The 15,468-nt window shown below is 73.9% G+C and carries 13 protein-coding genes; 6 read left to right on the top strand and 7 right to left on the bottom strand.

What is annotated here, in order from left to right:
- Nucleotides 1-97: 97 nt before the first annotated feature.
- Both greA and QK440_RS10835 read right to left on the bottom strand, forming a co-directional pair.
- Nucleotides 98-595: a transcription elongation factor GreA gene (gene greA, locus QK440_RS10840; protein ID WP_282792822.1), complete on the bottom strand. Its 498-nt coding sequence runs from the start codon at nt 593-595 to the stop codon at nt 98-100.
- A 417-nt stretch (nt 596-1,012) separates the two neighbouring features.
- Nucleotides 1,013-1,444, bottom strand: coding sequence for a DUF4307 domain-containing protein (locus QK440_RS10835; RefSeq protein ID WP_282792821.1), 432 nt, complete (start codon nt 1,442-1,444; stop codon nt 1,013-1,015).
- Between the two features lie 123 nt (nt 1,445-1,567).
- On the opposite strand from QK440_RS10835, the gene mca reads away from it, so the two are divergent.
- Together mca and QK440_RS10825 are read left to right on the top strand one after the other, a co-directional pair.
- A complete protein-coding gene (gene mca / locus QK440_RS10830) occupies nt 1,568-2,449 on the top strand; it encodes a mycothiol conjugate amidase Mca (RefSeq protein ID WP_282792820.1) in 882 nt (293 codons plus the stop codon).
- The gene (locus tag QK440_RS10825; RefSeq protein ID WP_282792819.1) at nt 2,442-2,720 is read left to right on the top strand and encodes a hypothetical protein; all 279 of its coding nucleotides are present in this window, start codon (nt 2,442-2,444) and stop codon (nt 2,718-2,720) included. The genes mca and QK440_RS10825 overlap by 8 nt, the downstream gene beginning before the upstream one ends.
- Before the next feature lie 489 nt (nt 2,721-3,209).
- Here QK440_RS10825 and QK440_RS10820 read toward each other — a convergent pair whose 3' ends face one another.
- The 3 genes from QK440_RS10820 to QK440_RS10810 all read right to left on the bottom strand — a co-directional run bounded on the left by QK440_RS10820 (nt 3,210) and on the right by QK440_RS10810 (nt 5,257).
- Complete coding sequence (locus QK440_RS10820; RefSeq protein WP_282792818.1) at nt 3,210-3,554, bottom strand: DUF6415 family natural product biosynthesis protein; 345 nt, start codon at nt 3,552-3,554, stop codon at nt 3,210-3,212.
- Nucleotides 3,551-3,985: a hypothetical protein gene (locus QK440_RS10815; protein WP_282792817.1), complete on the bottom strand. Its 435-nt coding sequence runs from the start codon at nt 3,983-3,985 to the stop codon at nt 3,551-3,553. Before QK440_RS10815 ends, QK440_RS10820 begins: the two co-directional genes overlap by 4 nt.
- Before the next feature lie 69 nt (nt 3,986-4,054).
- Entirely contained in the window at nt 4,055-5,257 is a 1,203-nt protein-coding gene (locus QK440_RS10810; RefSeq protein ID WP_282792816.1) for a transcriptional regulator, read from the bottom strand.
- A gap of 81 nt (nt 5,258-5,338) precedes the next feature.
- Here QK440_RS10810 and QK440_RS10805 point away from each other — a divergent pair, with 81 nt between their 5' ends.
- A complete protein-coding gene (locus QK440_RS10805) occupies nt 5,339-6,013 on the top strand; it encodes an HAD family hydrolase (protein ID WP_282792815.1) in 675 nt (224 codons plus the stop codon).
- A gap of 61 nt (nt 6,014-6,074) precedes the next feature.
- Nucleotides 6,075-6,254, top strand: coding sequence for a hypothetical protein (locus QK440_RS10800; protein ID WP_282792814.1), 180 nt, complete (start codon nt 6,075-6,077; stop codon nt 6,252-6,254).
- A gap of 135 nt (nt 6,255-6,389) precedes the next feature.
- Here QK440_RS10800 and QK440_RS10795 read toward each other — a convergent pair whose 3' ends face one another.
- Nucleotides 6,390-9,005, bottom strand: a complete 2,616-nt coding sequence (locus QK440_RS10795) for a SpoIIE family protein phosphatase (protein WP_282792813.1) — start codon at nt 9,003-9,005, stop codon at nt 6,390-6,392.
- A 61-nt stretch (nt 9,006-9,066) separates the two neighbouring features.
- Nucleotides 9,067-12,288, bottom strand: a complete 3,222-nt coding sequence (locus tag QK440_RS10790) for a tetratricopeptide repeat protein (RefSeq protein WP_282792812.1) — start codon at nt 12,286-12,288, stop codon at nt 9,067-9,069.
- 226 nt (nt 12,289-12,514) lie between these two features.
- On the opposite strand from QK440_RS10790, the gene QK440_RS10785 reads away from it, so the two are divergent.
- Together QK440_RS10785 and QK440_RS10780 are read left to right on the top strand one after the other, a co-directional pair.
- Nucleotides 12,515-14,539 carry a thioredoxin domain-containing protein gene (locus QK440_RS10785; protein WP_282792811.1) on the top strand — a complete coding sequence of 675 codons (2,025 nt, stop codon included), beginning with the start codon at nt 12,515-12,517 and terminating at the stop codon, nt 14,537-14,539.
- A gap of 271 nt (nt 14,540-14,810) precedes the next feature.
- Nucleotides 14,811-15,335 (top strand): hypothetical protein, encoded by a 525-nt coding sequence (locus QK440_RS10780; RefSeq protein WP_282792810.1) that lies wholly within the window; start codon nt 14,811-14,813, stop codon nt 15,333-15,335.
- Nucleotides 15,336-15,468 lie beyond the last annotated feature (133 nt).

The following is a 15,468-nucleotide window of genomic DNA, read 5'->3' as shown; positions in this document are numbered from 1 at the left end:
CGGTACGCGCCGGGACCCGGCGCGCGTGAAGCCCCCGGGCACGGCGAAGCCCCCGGCGCGCGGTGTGCGTGCCGGGGGCTTCGGGGGCGTCGTGGGCTCAGCCCTGGTAGGGCTTGGCCTCCAGGATCTTCACCGAGGCGAGCTTGCCGTTCGGCAGCTCGTACTCCGCGTCCTCGCCGACCTTCTTGCCGTTCACGCCGGAGCCGAGCGGCGACTGCGGCGAGTACGTCTCGATGTCGTCGCTCGCGTACTCCCGCGAGGCCAGCAGGAAGGTCAGGGTGTCGTCCTCGTCGCCGTCGAAGGCGATCGTCACCACCATGCCGGGGGCGACCACACCGGACTCGGCGGGCGCCTCACCGACCTTGGCGTGCTCCAGGAGCTGAGTCAGCTGGCGGACCCGGAGCTCCTGCTTGCCCTGCTCCTCCTTGGCCGCGTGGTACCCGCCGTTCTCGCGCAGGTCGCCCTCCTCGCGCGCCGCCGCGATCTTGGCTGCGATCTCGGTGCGCGCGGGACCAGACAGGTACTCAAGCTCTTCCTTGAGCTTGTCGTACGCCTCCTGGGTCAGCCAGGTGACGTTCTCGCTGGTCTGGGTCACAGGTGCTCCTCGTAGGTACTGGGAATACAAAGCATCGCCCTACCCAGAAGGATGTTCCCTTATGGGTGGGCGAAACCACGAGCCTAACAATTCCGGTGCCAAAGGGGGAGGACATAAGCCGTCGGAAAACTGTTGTCGCAGGTGAGCGGCGCGGAGTCACCGCTTCCGGGTCACCCGGGGCCGGGCGTGGCACCGGTCGTCCCGGGGCCCGGGAGGACGGCGGGTCCGGTGCGGCTCCTGTGGTCCCCGAGGCCTGAGCGCACCGCGGGCCCGGCGGGTCCGAAGGGGCTTCGGCGGTCCCCCGGAGCGGCAGGTCCGAGGAGGCTGGGCGGCCCCCCGGAGCGGCAAGTCCGAGGAGGCTGGGCGGCCCCCGGAGCGGCGGGTCCGAGGAGGCTTCGGCGGCCCCCGGAGCGGCGGTCAGTCCGCGTGGCAGCCGACGAGCGAGGCGCTGGTGGCGCGCTCCGTCGTACGGAGCGTGACGACCTCGTCGATCCGGTCCTTGTCCTGGTCGAAGCGGAAGTCCGCGCGGCCCACCTCGGCGCCGCTCTCGGCCTGGGCACGCACGGTGCAATAGCCGTTCGCGTCCGCGTCCTTGCGCACTTCCAGGTGGACCTCGACGGCCTTCGCGGAGACGTCGTCGAAGGTGATGACCTCGGCGCTGATCTTCGTCCCGGCGATGGAGTCGTAGCCGAACCAGCCGACGACGCCGAGCACCACGACGCCGAGCACCGCGCCCACGACCTTGAGCCTGCGGTCGGCGCGCTCGTCGGCGGTACGGGTACGGCCGTAGCGGCCCTCCGGGGGCCGGGCGGCGGAGCCGCTGGTGTCACGGCCGCTGACCGCGGTCATGATCGTCCTCCACTGGACACGGGACAGGGGATGCCGGAATTTTCCGCCCCCCGGTTCCGTCACTATAGAAGCCGCCCATTGCAGTGGATGACCGAGGGCGCCCTATTCACTGAGGATCGAGTCTTGACTGAGCAGCTGCGACTGATGGCCGTTCACGCCCACCCCGACGACGAGTCGAGCAAGGGCGCGGCCACGATGGCCAAGTACGTGTCCGAAGGGGTGGACGTGCTCGTCGTGACCTGCACCGGCGGGGAGCGCGGCGACATCCTCAACCCCAAGCTTCAGGGTGACGCGTACATTCAGGAGCACATTCACGAGGTCCGCAAGAAGGAGATGGACGAGGCGCGCGAGATCCTCGGCGTCAAGCAGGAGTGGCTGGGCTTCGTGGACTCGGGCCTGCCCGAGGGCGACCCGCTGCCCCCGCTGCCCGAGGGCTGCTTCGCCCTGGAGGACGTGGACACGGCGGCGGGTGAGCTGGTCAAGCAGATCCGCTCGTTCCGGCCGCAGGTCGTCACCACGTACGACGAGAACGGCGGGTACCCGCACCCGGACCACATCATGACCCACAAGATCACGATGGTGGCCTTCGACGGCGCGGCCGATGCCGAGAAGTACCCGGAGGCCGAGTTCGGCCCGGTCTTCCAGCCGCAGAAGCTCTACTACAACCAGGGCTTCAACCGCCCCCGCACCGAGGCGCTGCACCAGGCGATGCTCGACCGGGGCCTGGAGTCGCCCTACGGGGAGTGGCTCAAGCGCTGGGACGAGTTCGAGCGCGTGGAGCGCACCCTCACCACGTACGTGCCCTGCGCGGAGTTCTTCGAGATCCGCGACAAGGCGCTGATCGCGCACGCCACGCAGATCGACCCCGACGGCGGCTGGTTCCGGGTTCCGATGGAGGTCCAGAAGGAGGTCTGGCCCACGGAGGAGTACGAGCTGGCGAAGTCTCTCGTCGATACGTCCCTCCCCGAGGACGACCTCTTCGCGGGCATCCGCGACAATGCCTGATATGAGCGCAAGCCTGGCAATGACGCACCTCGTCCCCCTCGCCAAGGAGGTGGACGAGAACAAGGTGACCCCCGGGGTCCTCGGCTTCATCGTTTTCGCGGTGATGGCGCTGGCCGTGTGGCGGCTGATGAAGTCGATGAACCGGCACATGAGCAAGGTCGACTTCAAGGAGACGCCGGAGGAGCAGGTCGGCGCCTCCGTCAGCGCCGACGGCGCGTCCGCGGGGGCTGACACGCCGGAGGAGCCGAAGAGCAAGACCGGGGAGCAGTAGCGACCTCTGGAGGCCGCCCGAGCCCCCGCTCGGCGTGACCACCCCCCTCGTCTCCCCTGTGCAGTGCGAGCGCACCCGCCATGCCGCACGGAAACGGCCCCCGCGATCGAGCTGCGCGGGGGCCGTTCTCGTACGGGGATCAGGCGTCTGGGGGAGGAGCCCGATCGTGGGGAGCCTCCAGGTGGCCGACCCGTTGACGAGGGGCGCCCGCGACGGACGGGCGGGCCGCCGCTGGCGCTGACGCTGGCGCGGGCGGCGCGCGCCGACCTCGTCCCCCGGCTCCTCACTGGCGCGTGCGACGTCCCGCTCGCGGACCCCGTCCACCGGGCGGATCGCGCGGGCACAGCCGCGCATGCCACACCACGCGAGCCCCGGCGCCTGACAGCGAGTCCTTCGCGCAGGAGTCGACCTGCTCGCCCGGCCGGATCGGCTGACCGCAGCGCCAGCACAACGGCGCGCCCGCGCCCGCGCCCGCGCCCGCGCCCGCGCTCACGACCGCGCCTCGCCGTCGACCGGGTACGCGGACAGCTCCCGCAGCCGCCGGGCGAGTTCCGCCAAGCGGATCGCCGCGGTCATCGGCCCTACACGAAGGTCCGGCTCCCCGCCCATCACCTCCAGGGCGTCGCGGGCCGCGTCCATGGCCTGGTGGTGCCGGTACCACTCCCGGCTGCGGACCGGCGCCGCGGCGGCAGCCCGCTCGGCCCCCGGCAGACGGAGCCGGATCTCGGCGACGAGCCGCCGGTGCACCTCGGCGGTCTCCTCGGGCGGAGGCAGCGTCGCGGTGGCCCCGAGGGCGAGCGCTAGGAGTTCGTCGAGCTGCGGCGTGGTGGTCATGAGCGTGTCCCTACTGCGATGGTGTCCACCCCGGCCCACGCGGCCAGCGCCCGCAGCACGACGGCCAGGCGGCGCTCGCCGAGCGGCAGGACGCGGTCGAGGAGGACCTGCCGCCCGAGCGCGATGGCGAGCACGACCTCCAGGAAGGCGTGCTCGGCGTCGTCCAGCTCCAGGTCCGGCAGGCGCAGCGACAGGTGCGTCCAGTCCGCACGGACACCGTCGTCGGTCCGCGCGACGAGGACGCGCCGCACGGCCGGGCGGGCGAGCAGCGCGTGCTCCTGGACGAGCATGGTCACCGCGATCCGGTCGCGGCCCTCGGTGGCCCAGGCACGCAGGCGCTCCTCGACGGGCGCGGGCCTGGGGGCGGGCGGGGTGTGGTTGTGGCGGACGGTCATCAGGGGCGCCTTCACAGTCGCGGTGAGCGGGGTCACATCGCGACCGTAGGCAGTCTCCCCGTGCTCACCCGGACTGTCAGCTCGGGTGAGCTACAGGCTCGCCAGCTACACGAGGCCCATCCGTACGGCAAGCTGCTCAGCCTGCCGTGCGTGCATCGCTCGGGCCCGGCGAATCACCGTCAGTACCAGTTGCCGCGCCAGAGGCGTCCGCGCGAGGTCTTCCGGGGCGATGGCTTCCAGGCCGAGGAGAGCGAGGAGTACGGCGGCGTCGTCCCGCCGCTGGCTGTGACAGGCCGCCACCTCCAGGCCGAACGTGAACTCCCGCTCCACCGAGGGCAGCCCAGCGGTGTCGATGGCGTCCGCCGTGTTCAGGGCCTCGCCGGTCTCACCGGCCTCCATCTCGATGGACACGGCGTGCAGGGCGATGTTGGTCGGCCCGAACACCGTCCAGCCGATGTTGCTGCCGTCGGGCACCTCGCGCGCCGCGGGCGCCGCGTGCTGGACCAGCCGCTCGCGCGCCTCCCACCAGCGGCGCCGACGGGCCGCCCCGAGCACGGCCACCAACTGGAGCGCGCCCCCCATCGCCGTGCGCTCCACCTCCGGCATCTGAGCGGCGGCGACCTGCTCGGCCGCGCGCAGCGCCAACTCCTCCGCCTGAGCGGGCTGGTTCGCGGCCAGGAGCGCGTGCCCGAGGTTCCACTGTGCCGTCGCGACGCGCAGTGGATCGCCCGCATCCTCGGCGGCGCGCATCGCCCGGTCGGCCGCGAGGGTGGCGAGGTCCGCCCGGCCGATGCGGCGTAGGTAGGAGCGGAGCAGGCAGTACAGGTCAGCGGCGGTACGCAGGACCGCGCGGCGGTGGGCGGCGTCGCTGCTGGCGCGCGCTGCGCGAAGGGCGTGCTCCACGTCTGCCACCAGGTCCGGCAGGGTGGCGGCCGCCGTGGTGAACCGCTTGCCGCTGGTCTGCCAGCTGTGCCACGCGCTCTCCACCCGGTCTCTCAGCACGCCCGCCGCTACGGGCCTGTCGCTGCGGGCGGGGCCGTGGCCGAGGAGCGCGCGCCCCACAGCGGTGTCGGGGCCGTCGCTCGTCGCGTCCTCGGGCGGCGGTTGCTCCGACAGCAGAGCCGAGGCGGGGACGCCGAGTTCCTGAGCGAGGGCGTACAGGATCGGCAGCGAGGGCACCTTGAGGCCGCGCTCGATCTGCGAGAGGTAGTCCGGTGAGATGCCGACCAGCCCGGCGACCGCGTCCTGGCGGCGCCCGCCGCGGTAGTGCCTGATCCGGTCTCCGATGGGAAGGTCCGCCGCGACCATGCTGTTCACTCCTCGCTCACTGCCTGAGCGTAAGGTGCCCGCAACGCGGGGACACGGGAAACTGTCGAGACAGGGGGCGCCGTGACGAAGCTTGTGCTGTGGGACATCGACCATACGCTGATGGCCACCAGGGGCCTGGGGCGTGAGCTGTGGGCCCAGGCCTTCCACGAGGTGACCGGGGTTGAGCCGCGTGAGCAGGCGTCCGTCACCGGTTCGACCGAGCGCGTCATCCTGCGGGAGACCGCGCGCCTGCATCAACTGCCCTACAGCGATGAGCTGTTCGAGTCCTTCGCCCACGCCCTCGGAGCCGTGCACGTCCGACGGGCCGCCGAGCTGCGCGAGCGCGGGCACGCGCTGCCCGGAGCCGCCGCCGTCCTGGCCCGCCTCGCCGAGCAGGGCCTGCGGCAGACCGTGGTGACGGGCAACGTCCGCGGCGCCGCCGAGGTGAAGCTCACCGTCTTCGGCCTCGATGACCACCTGCGTCTGGACGACGGAGCGTACGGCGAGGACGGAGAAGAGCGCCCCGAGCTGCTGCGCGTGGCCCTGGAGCGTTCCTCCACCCGACGTGAGGACGCCGTGTTCCTGGGGGACACCCCTGCGGACGTCGCGGGCGGGCTGGAAGCCGGCGTCCGGGTCGTCGCCGTCGCCACGGGACGCACGTCGGCGGATGAGCTGCGCGAAGCCGGTGCTGACACAGTGCTCGACGGGCTGGCGGACACGGACGGAGCGCTCACCGCCATCGTGACCGGATGGTGAATCGGCCAGTCGGCATCGGCGCCGTGGCGGACTGTCAGTGCCACCGCCTACGCTGGCAGGCATGTCCCCCGATGCCCTTCCTCAGGCTGCTGCCCGCCCCGCCGCGGTGGTGAACGAGGACATCCGCGCCCTCTGGTACGACCCCCGCGTCGGCCTGACCGACGACCGACGAGCCGCGTACGAGCGGCTTCTGACGGAGTGGGCCGCCGCCGTCCGCGCGGACGTCGTCACCGCCGCCTGACCCCGGCACACGACGGACCCTCGGCCCGGGCGCCCAGGCGTACGTCATGCGCACCGGCGCTGGGCGGGGGCCGAGCGCGGCGGCCCGCGGGCCGCTCCGGTGGACGCGCCTGTCCGCAGCGGACGTCGGCGCCGGTCATGGGCCTGGTGGGGTGGGGCGCAGGGCCAGGAGGGCGATGTCGTCGGTGCTGCCGGCGCCGAGCCCGAGGATCAGTTCGTCGCAGAAGACGTCGAGGGGTGCCTGGGCGAGGGCGGCGGTGTGCCGGCGCAGGCGGGCCATGGCGTCGGTGAGGGACTCTCCCGGGCGTTCGATCAGGCCGTCGGTGAACATGAGCAGGGTGGAGCGGGCCGGCAGCGGGTCGCGGGCGGTGGGCCGGGGCAGGGTGCTGTCCACGCCGATGAGGAGACCGGAGGCGGTGTCCAGGTAACGGGTGTCGCCGTTGGGGCAGGTCAGCAGCAGGGGGAGGTGTCCGGCGGAGGAGTGGTGCACTTCCCACGGGCCGTCGCGGGGGCCCTTGACGACGGCGTAGGCGCAGGTCGCGGTGGAGTGCGGGTAGAAGGTGAGGGTCGCGAGGTCGAGGCGGCGCAGTACCTCCGCGGGCCGGTCCTGGCAGTCGACGGCGATGCCGCGGAGCATGTTGCGTAGTTGGCTCATCGTCACGGCGGCGTTCAGGTCGTGCCCGGACACGTCTCCGATGACCAGTGCCGTGCCGCCGTCGGGCAGGGTGAAGGCGTCGAACCAGTCGCCGCCGACCTGGGCGGTGGTGCTGGACGGGGCGTAGCGGGCGGTGATCTCCATGGACGGGATGTGCGGGAGGCGGGGCAGCAGGGAGCGCTGAAGGCGCTCGGCCGCGGTGCGCGTGTGCTGGTGCAGACGGGCGTTGTCGACACTCAGTGAGATGCCTTTGACGAGGTCGGCGACGAGGAGCGCGTCCTGTTCGGTGAAGGGGTCGTCGTGGCCGGTGCGTACGACGATCAGGGCGCCCAGCACCTCGCGGTGGGCCCGTAGCGGGGCCATGATCGTGCTGGTGGCGTCCAGCAGCTCGAACAGCTCCAGTTGCCGGGCGTCCAGGGCGCTCTCCGCCTGGTCCGGTGCGGGGATGTCGGTGATCAGCAAGGGCCCCGCGCCGTTCAGCACCCGGGCCAGCGGCCCTCGCGCGTTCTCGGACACCGGGGGCAGCCTGCCGAGGTCCACCCCGACGCTCAGCGCCTGGGGCTCGCGGTGGACGACGCAGACCCGTTCGGCGTCCCCGTGCTCGTCGAGCAGGTCGACCACGCACCAGTCGGCCATCTGCCGGGTGAGGACGTGGCACACGCGGCGCAGTCCCTCGCACAGGTCGAGGGTGCTCGACAGCGCGCCGGTGGTGTCGGCCAGCAGGCTCAACCGCTCCCAGGCCCGTGCCGCCTTCTCACCGCCGGCCCGCGGCGCCGCCGCCGCGCCGGTGTGCAGCCGCACCGAGGGCCCGGGATCGGGGCGTGACACCGGCCTGTCCTCCCCGGGAGCCACCGCTCTGGGCATGAACTGGCCGACCCGCACCGTGCGGCCGTCCACCGCCTCCTGGCTCTGGACGTGCAGACGTACGGGGACCAGGGTGCCGTCGTGGTGCAACGCCGGCAGGGGGATGGACCGGCCCATGAGGCGGGACCGGCCGGTCAGCCGGAGCGCGGTGAACCCGGCACGGTGGCGCTCGCGCAGGTGTTCGGGGATCAGTACGGTCAACGGCCGGCCGATCAGCTCGTCGGTCTGCCAGCCCAGCAGCTCGGCCAGAGCGGCGTTCGCCGCGATGATCCGGCCGTCGTCGTCGGCCGCGGCGGTCGGGACACTGCTGTCCTCCACGTCGCCGGCGTCCCACGGCGCCAGTTCGACGGAGGTCGCGTCCGGCGCGCCGGGCAGCAGCGTCCACGCGGTGGGCGGGCCTCCGGAGAGCTGGGTGACCAGTTGGCCGAGCACCCACTGGTAGTGGCTCCGCGTGTGCGGCGGAGCCGGCAGGGTGAGCAGGGATCCCAGCTGCGCCGCCTCGTCGCCTTGTTCCAGCACGTGCCGCAGCGTGTCCACGGCCGGCGCGGCGTCCAAGGGGAACGCGATGTCCAGGGTCACCGTGGAGCCGCCGCTGACCGCCTCCTCCAGCGCGGGCGTCATGGATGCGTTGATCACGTTGGCCACGTCCTTGGCGACCAGCAGCTCGGGGCCCGACACCCCGGCACGCTCCTCGACGCGCTCGGTCAGGAGCAGCTCGCGCAGCATCTCGGCACCGTGCTGCTGGGCCGCGCGGAACACGATGGAGGGCAGGTCGATCAGGGTCACGGTCGCGGTTCGCCCGCGCACCGGCACGGACTCCCACCCGGACGCCGGCGGCACCGGGGCCTCGGGCCACAGCTCGAACCAGGCCGTCTTGCGGCCCTCCCCGATGTGGGCCCCATGGCTGGAAGCCAGCTCCTCGACCACGGCCAGGCCCCGCCCGGTACCGGCGTACGGCCTGGACTCCCGCGGCACGAGCGGGCGGTCCGGCCGGCCGTCGCCGACTCGTACCCGCACGTGGCCCCCGTACGACCAGACCCGCACCTCCACCTCGGTACCCGCGTGCAGCACCGCGTTGGTCACCAGCTCACTGGCCAGCAGCTCGGCGGTGTCCACCACCTCCGGCGCGGCACCGCGCAACGCCGACCGCACGAACCGCCGGGCCAGCGGCACAGTGCGCGTTTCGGGGGGAAAGCGCTGGGAGAGAACTCCGGGCGGACGAGAGCTATCCATAGCGCTATCAATCCCTCTGAAAAGGGAATATCTAACTCGCCGGTCCTCGCCCGGGCCCCCGCTAAGCCGAACCCACCACCACCCCCATGATCTCCCTGGCGTGCCGGTCCGGGGTCATGCCGAGGCGCCAGCCCTGCCAGCCCGCCTCCAGTTCCGCCTTGCGGTCCAGGAACAGGCTGTAGGCGTCCAGGTAGCCGTCCAGCTTGTCGTCCCGCAGGGGGTGGCCCGTGCGGGCGAGCTGGGCCAGTTCCTCCTGGGCGACGGCGACGCCGACGTCCCAGCCGCCGGGGGACGCGTACGGCAGCAGCGTGGCGCGCAGGAAGTGGGCCCAGTCGCCGCCGCGGCGGTCGCCGTAGGAGGCGAAGAGGGTGATCGCCTCGTCGCACAGGGACAGCGCCGCCTGCGTCCGGGCGTTGCCCGCGTCGACCACGGCCAGCTCCAGGCACGTCCAGCCCTCGCCGTGCGCGACCCCGATCCGCTGGAAGTCGGCGCGGGCGTCGACCAGGAGCTGCCGGGCGAAGCCGGAGTTGCGCAGCGAGCCCGTGCGGGCGGCGCGCTGGTCGCGGGTGACGCGCGCCGAGTGGTGGCGGGCGCAGGCCAGGCCGTAGACGTCCCGCATGCGCGAGAACATCGTGCGGGCCCGCTCCAGGTCCCGTACCGCCTCGTCCAGGTCGCCGGTCTCCTCCAGGGCCTGCCCCAGGTAGTACAGCGTCCAGGCCTCGCCGCGCGCGTCGTCGTTGTCGCGGTGGCGGGAGACCGCCTGCCGCAGGCCGTCGGCCGCCGGCACCGGGTCCCCGGCGACCAGCCGGGCGCGGGCGAGCTGGGTGAGCGCCCACGCCTCGCCGCGCGCGTCCTGCGTACGCCCGTACAGGCCGAGGGCCTCGCGCAGCTCGGTCTCCGCGCGCGGTACGTCGCCCATGCGCAGGCACACCTGGCCCAGCTGGAAGTGCGTCCAGGCCTCGCCGTGCACGGACCCGCTGTCGCGGTGCAGGTCCAGGGCCGTGCGCAGCATCTCCTGGGCCTCGCCGAGGCGGGACCGGTCGCGTTCCACGGCGGCGAGCGCGTGCAGGGTCCAGGCCCGGTCGCCCGCCAGCTCGTCGGCGACCTGGAGGTCCAGGGCCTCGCGCAGCCGGGCCGCGGCCTCGGAGAGGTTGCCCTGGTGGTGCAGCGTGATGCCGAGGGAGCCCAGCGCGCGGGCCGCCCCCGCGTCCTGGTGGGCTTCGAAGTACTGGTCCACCACGGTGGCGAGGGTGGAGCGGGCCTGGTCCAGCTCGCCCAGGTGGCGGGCCGCGATGCCGGTGCGCCACCGCACGCTCCGGCCGAACTGGCTCTGGTCGACGGTCTGCGCCAGCTCGCTGATCTCGCCCAGGCGGTAGAGGTCGCCGCGCAGCAGGCAGTAGTCGCACAGCGCGCCGAGCAGCCCGAGCACGGCCCGCGGCTCGACGCCCTCGGTGTGCCGCAGGGCCGCGGTGAGGGAGCCGGACTCGTCGTCGAGCCAGCGCAGCGCCGCGTCCAGGGAGGAGAAGCCGTGCTGCCCGAAGTACTCGGCGCGGGTGGAGGTCTTGCCGTCGACGAGGCGGATCACCGAGTCGGCCAGCTCCCCGTAGCTGACGATGAGACGTTCCTGCGCGGCGCCGCGCTCGGCCGGCTCCTCCTCGTCGGCGAGCCGTCCCCGGGCGAAGGCGCGGACGACGTCGTGCAGCCGGTAGCGGCCGCCGCGCACCTGGTCGATGAGGCCCGCGCGGGACAGCGCCGCCAGCTGCCGCCCCGCCTCCTGCTCGTCGGCGCCGAGCAGCGCGGCCGCGGCGGCGGTGCCGAGCGAGGCCCGCCCGGCGAGCGCGAGCCGCCGCAGCAGCCGGCGCGCGGGCTCGGGCTGGTCGCGGTAGCGCAGCCACAGGGTGCGCTCGACCGCTTCGACGGGCCCGTACGCCTCCAGGTCGGCGACGAGCGCCTCGGGCGTGCGCGGCCCCAGCGAGGAGCCCGCGACGCGCAGGGCCAGCGGCAGGCCCCCGCACAGCTCCCGCAGCCGCCCCAGGGACTGGGCGTCGTACGGCTCCGGCAGGTCCTGCGCCACCTCGCGCAGGAGCTGCTCGGCGCCCGCGTCGTCCAGCGCGTCCACCGGCAGCCGGTGCACCCGCGCGGGCAGGTCCGCGGGCAGGTCGAGGGGTTCGCGGGCGGTGACGAGCAGCAGGCTGTCGGAGCGCTCGGGCACCAGGGTGCGCACCTGCTCCGGGTCGCCGGCGTCGTCGAGGACGATGACGACCTCCAGGCCCGTGAGGTACTGGTGGTAGAGGTCGGCGAGCCGCTTGACCTGCTGCGCCTGGGTGGAGCGCTCGCGGAACAGGAGCTGCTCGCGCGGGGCTCCCAGGCGGTTCAGGAGGTGCAGCAGCGCGTCGCGCGTGGACAGCGGCGGGGTGTCCGGGCTCTCCCCGCGCAGGTCCACCACGCACGCGCCCCGGAACTGGTCCCGCAAGTCGTGCGCGGCCCGCACCGCCAGCGAGCTGCGGCCCGCGCCCGGCGCGCCGTGCAGCACCACCACGGTGGGCCTGGTCTGGGTGCTGGCCCGGGCCGCGTGCACCCACTGCGCGATCTGCGCGAGCTCGGCGCGCCGCCCGGCGAACCCGGCGCCCGCCTCGGGCAGTTGCGCGAAGGACTGCTCCAGGACGCTCCGCCGCCGCGCGGCCCCGCTCTTGTCGGCGCCGCGGAGCTGCGGCGCCGACTTCGGCCGGCCGGGGCGCCCGCCGACGCCGCCCGCGGTCGCCGCGGTGAGGACCCGCTGCTGGTCCAGGAACGGCCGGATGCCCCGCACCTCCAGGGCCGTCAGCCACTGCAGCCGGAGCTGCTCGGGCCCGCCGGGCTGGTGCACTGTGCCCGCGTGCCGCTGCGCCGCCGGGAGGTGGGAGGCCGTCACCTTCGCCACGGTCGCGGCGACCCCCGCCACCGCGACGGCCCCGCCCGCGGCGAGCGCGGTGCCGCCGCCCGTGCCGAGCGCGAGGTCGGCCACCGCCGCGGCCACGGCGGCGACGGCCACCACGAGCAGCGGTGTCCCCGCCGCCTCCTGCGCGTACCGGCGGCCGAACGAGAGCTGTCCGGCCGCCGCCTCGTCCAGGGCCCGGGTGTACGCCTCGTACTCCTCCGCCGCCGTCTGCTCCATGGCGTCCAGGGCGGCCCGCGCCCGCGTGAGCAGCACGCTCCCGTCGGTGCGCCCGCCGGTGCGGCGGACCTCCTCCTCGACCGCCCGTGCCAACAGCCGCTCGGCCTCGGCCCGATGGCTGTCCCGCATGTGGTTCCCCCTCAGCCCGCCTCTACATGTACGTGTCAGTGTCCTGCGAACGCCCGGCGGAAGCGAGGCTCCCGTACGGGATCACCCCGAGGGCGGGGAACCACCCCGGTCCACGGCTCCGCCGCGGGGGCGCGCGACCCGCCGCCGCGGGCGCGGCACGCCGACCGGCCCCCGGGGCGCGCCGGGGAACCCCGCCCTCGGGCGCTCGGTGCGCGAGGATGGACCCATGCCGAACCGACTGGCCCACGAGACGTCCCCCTACCTCCTCCAGCACGCCGAGAACCCCGTCGACTGGTGGCCGTGGTCGGCCGACGCCTTCGCCGCCGCCCGCGAGCGCGGCGTCCCCGTCCTGCTCTCCGTCGGGTACTCCAGTTGCCACTGGTGCCATGTGATGGCGCACGAGTCGTTCGAGGACGGCACCACCGCCGCCCTCATGAACGAGCACTTCGTGAACGTCAAGGTCGACCGCGAGGAGCGGCCCGACGTCGACGCCGTCTACATGGAGGCCGTGCAGGCCGCCACCGGCCACGGCGGCTGGCCCATGACCGTCTTCCTCACGCCCGACGCCGAGCCCTTCTACTTCGGTACGTACTTCCCGCCCGAGCCGCGCCACGGCATGCCGTCGTTCCGGCAGGTCCTGGACGGCGTGCGGCGCGCGTGGGAGGACCGGCGCGCGGAGGTCGACGAGGTCGCGGGGAAGATCGTCAAGGACCTGGCGGAGCGTCAACTCGCGTTCGGCGACGCCGGCCGCCCCGCCGAGGAGGACCTCGCCAAGGCGCTGCTCGGCCTGACCCGGGACTACGACGCGACCCACGGCGGCTTCGGCGGCGCGCCCAAGTTCCCGCCGTCCATGGTCCTGGAGTTCCTGCTCCGCCACCACGCCCGCACCGGCGCGGAGGGCGCCCTCCAGATGGCCGCCGACACCTGCGAGCGCATGGCGCGCGGCGGCATCTACGACCAGCTCGGCGGCGGCTTCGCCCGCTACTCCGTGGACCGCCACTGGACCGTGCCGCACTTCGAGAAGATGCTGTACGACAACGCCCTGCTGTGCCGCGTCTACGCCCACCTGTGGCGCGCCACCGGCTCCGAGCTGGCCCGCAGGATCGCCCTGGAGACGGCCGACTTCATGGTCCGCGAACTGCGCACCGCCGAGGGCGGCTTCGCCTCCGCCCTCGACGCCGACAGCGAGGACGCCGCGGGCCGCCTCACGGAGGGCGCGTACTACGTCTGGACCCCCGAGCAGCTGCGGGAGGTCCTCGGCGAGCAGGACGCCGACCTCGCCGCCGCCTACTTCGGCGTGACCGAGGAGGGGACCTTCGAGGAGGGCGCCTCCGTGCTGCAACTCCCGCAGGCCGACGGCGTGGTCGCCGACGCCGAGCGCGTGGCGTCCCTGCGCGAGCGGCTCCTCGCCGCCCGCGCCCGGCGGCCCGCGCCCGGCAGGGACGACAAGGTCGTCGCCGCCTGGAACGGCCTCGCCGTCGCCGCGCTCGCCGAGACCGGCGCCTACTTCGACCGGCCCGACCTGGTGGCGGCCGCCGTCGGCGCGGGCGACCTGCTCGTCCGCGTCCACATGGACGACCGCGCCCGCCTCACCCGCACCTCCAAGGACGGCCGCGCGGGCGCCAACGCCGGGGTCCTTGAGGACTACGCCGACGTCGCCGAGGGCTTCCTCGCGCTCGCGTCCGTCACCGGCGAAGGCGTCTGGCTGGAGTTCGCGGGCCTGCTCCTCGACCACGTCCTGGTGCAGTTCACCGACGACGAGACGGGCGCCCTGTACGACACGGCGGCCGACGGCGAACGCCTCATCCGCCGCCCCCAGGACCCCACCGACAACGCCGCGCCCTCGGGCTGGACCGCCGCCGCCGGCGCGCTGCTCACCTACGCCGCGCACACCGGCGCCGAGCCGCACCGGCGCGCCGCCGAGCGGGCCCTCGGCGTCGTCAAGGCGCTCGCGCCGCGCGCGCCGCGGTTCATCGGGCACGGGCTCGCCGTCGCCGAGGCCGCGCTCGACGGGCCGCGCGAGGTCGCCGTGGTCGGCGCGGTGGACGGGCCGATGCACCGGGTCGCGCTGCTCGGCACGGCGCCCGGCGCCGCGGTGGCCGCGGGCCCGGCCGACGGGGAGCTGCCGCTGCTCGCCGACCGGACGGCCGTGGACGGCCGCGAGACGGCGTACGTCTGCCGCGGCTTCGTGTGCGACCGCCCCACCACGGACCCGGCGGAGCTCGCGGAGACGGTGGGTGCCCTGCGCTGAACCAACCGGACTGGCTGATTCAGGGCTCTCCCGCGGCGGCCCTGAGGGTTCTGCCGCCGCGGCCCTGACGGCGAATCACCGCTTCCGGCTGCCTCGCGAATGTCCTGCTTCTGTCACGGCTGTGGCCCGGGGGCGACCTTGTGCCGTTTGTGTGACCGGAGGCGTGATAACAATACGGGCGTCACGGCGACGTAAAGGCGCGCTGTGAATGTTCCGCATCGTTCTGTCAGTCGGTCCCGGGAGGGACCACGGGGGAGAGGTACTCACCGTAGTGAACCGCACGCGCATCACCGCCGCCGCTCTGGGCACGGCCGCTCTTGTCACCGTCAGCCAGCTGGGCCTCGCCGGCACCGCCTCCGCGGCGGGTGACGCCACCCAGCGCTCGGCGTCGGCCGACAAGCCGCGCAGCGCCGCGCCGTCCGCCACGCGCAGCTCCGGCTGCCCGATCGACATCGTCTACACCTCCCGCTTCTACATCGGTTCGGGCGGCTGGGTGACGGGCAACGGCCTGTACTTCGGCATCAAGAACAAGAGCAGCAAGAAGTTCGGCAAGGTGAAGTTCACCGTCACGAACGTCAAGAACATCCGCTTCGGCCGGGCCACCGCCAAGGGCGGCAAGGTCACCCACAAGACGTCGAAGAGCGTCACTGTCTACACCAAGACGCTCAAGGGCAAGGCCAAGCTGGGCGTGCAGGTCCGTACCCGCCTGCTGAACAAGAACAGCTACAAGGTGAAGTTCCAGGTCCGCGGCAACGGCTGGAACTGCGCCGTGAACCAGGGCACCTGGGGCAACTAGCCCTGAGTGACACCAGCGGGACCTGAACCGGGGTGGGGGGGGGGGGGGGGGGGCGCCCCCCCGGGGGGGGGGGGGGCGGCGCCCCCCCCCCCCCCGCGCGCCGGCGGGCGCGGGGGGGGGGGCCCGGGGGGCG

This window comes from Streptomyces sp. CC224B (assembly GCF_030010595.1).
Taxonomy (GTDB): Bacteria; Actinomycetota; Actinomycetes; order Streptomycetales; family Streptomycetaceae; genus Streptomyces; species Streptomyces longispororuber.
This window is presented reverse-complemented; position numbering and strand designations above follow the sequence as displayed.

Coding starts and splice junctions, on each gene's coding strand:
- QK440_RS10835 (WP_282792821.1), bottom strand. CDS start 1,444: ATGACCGCGGTCAGCGGCCGTGACACCAGCGGCTCCGCCGCCCGGCCC.
- QK440_RS10825 (WP_282792819.1), top strand. CDS start 2,442: ATGCCTGATATGAGCGCAAGCCTGGCAATGACGCACCTCGTCCCCCTC.
- QK440_RS10820 (WP_282792818.1), bottom strand. CDS start 3,554: ATGACCACCACGCCGCAGCTCGACGAACTCCTAGCGCTCGCCCTCGGG.
- QK440_RS10810 (WP_282792816.1), bottom strand. CDS start 5,257: ATGGTCGCGGCGGACCTTCCCATCGGAGACCGGATCAGGCACTACCGC.
- QK440_RS10800 (WP_282792814.1), top strand. CDS start 6,075: ATGTCCCCCGATGCCCTTCCTCAGGCTGCTGCCCGCCCCGCCGCGGTG.
- QK440_RS10795 (WP_282792813.1), bottom strand. CDS start 9,005: ATGGATAGCTCTCGTCCGCCCGGAGTTCTCTCCCAGCGCTTTCCCCCC.
- QK440_RS10790 (WP_282792812.1), bottom strand. CDS start 12,288: ATGCGGGACAGCCATCGGGCCGAGGCCGAGCGGCTGTTGGCACGGGCG.
- QK440_RS10785 (WP_282792811.1), top strand. CDS start 12,515: ATGCCGAACCGACTGGCCCACGAGACGTCCCCCTACCTCCTCCAGCAC.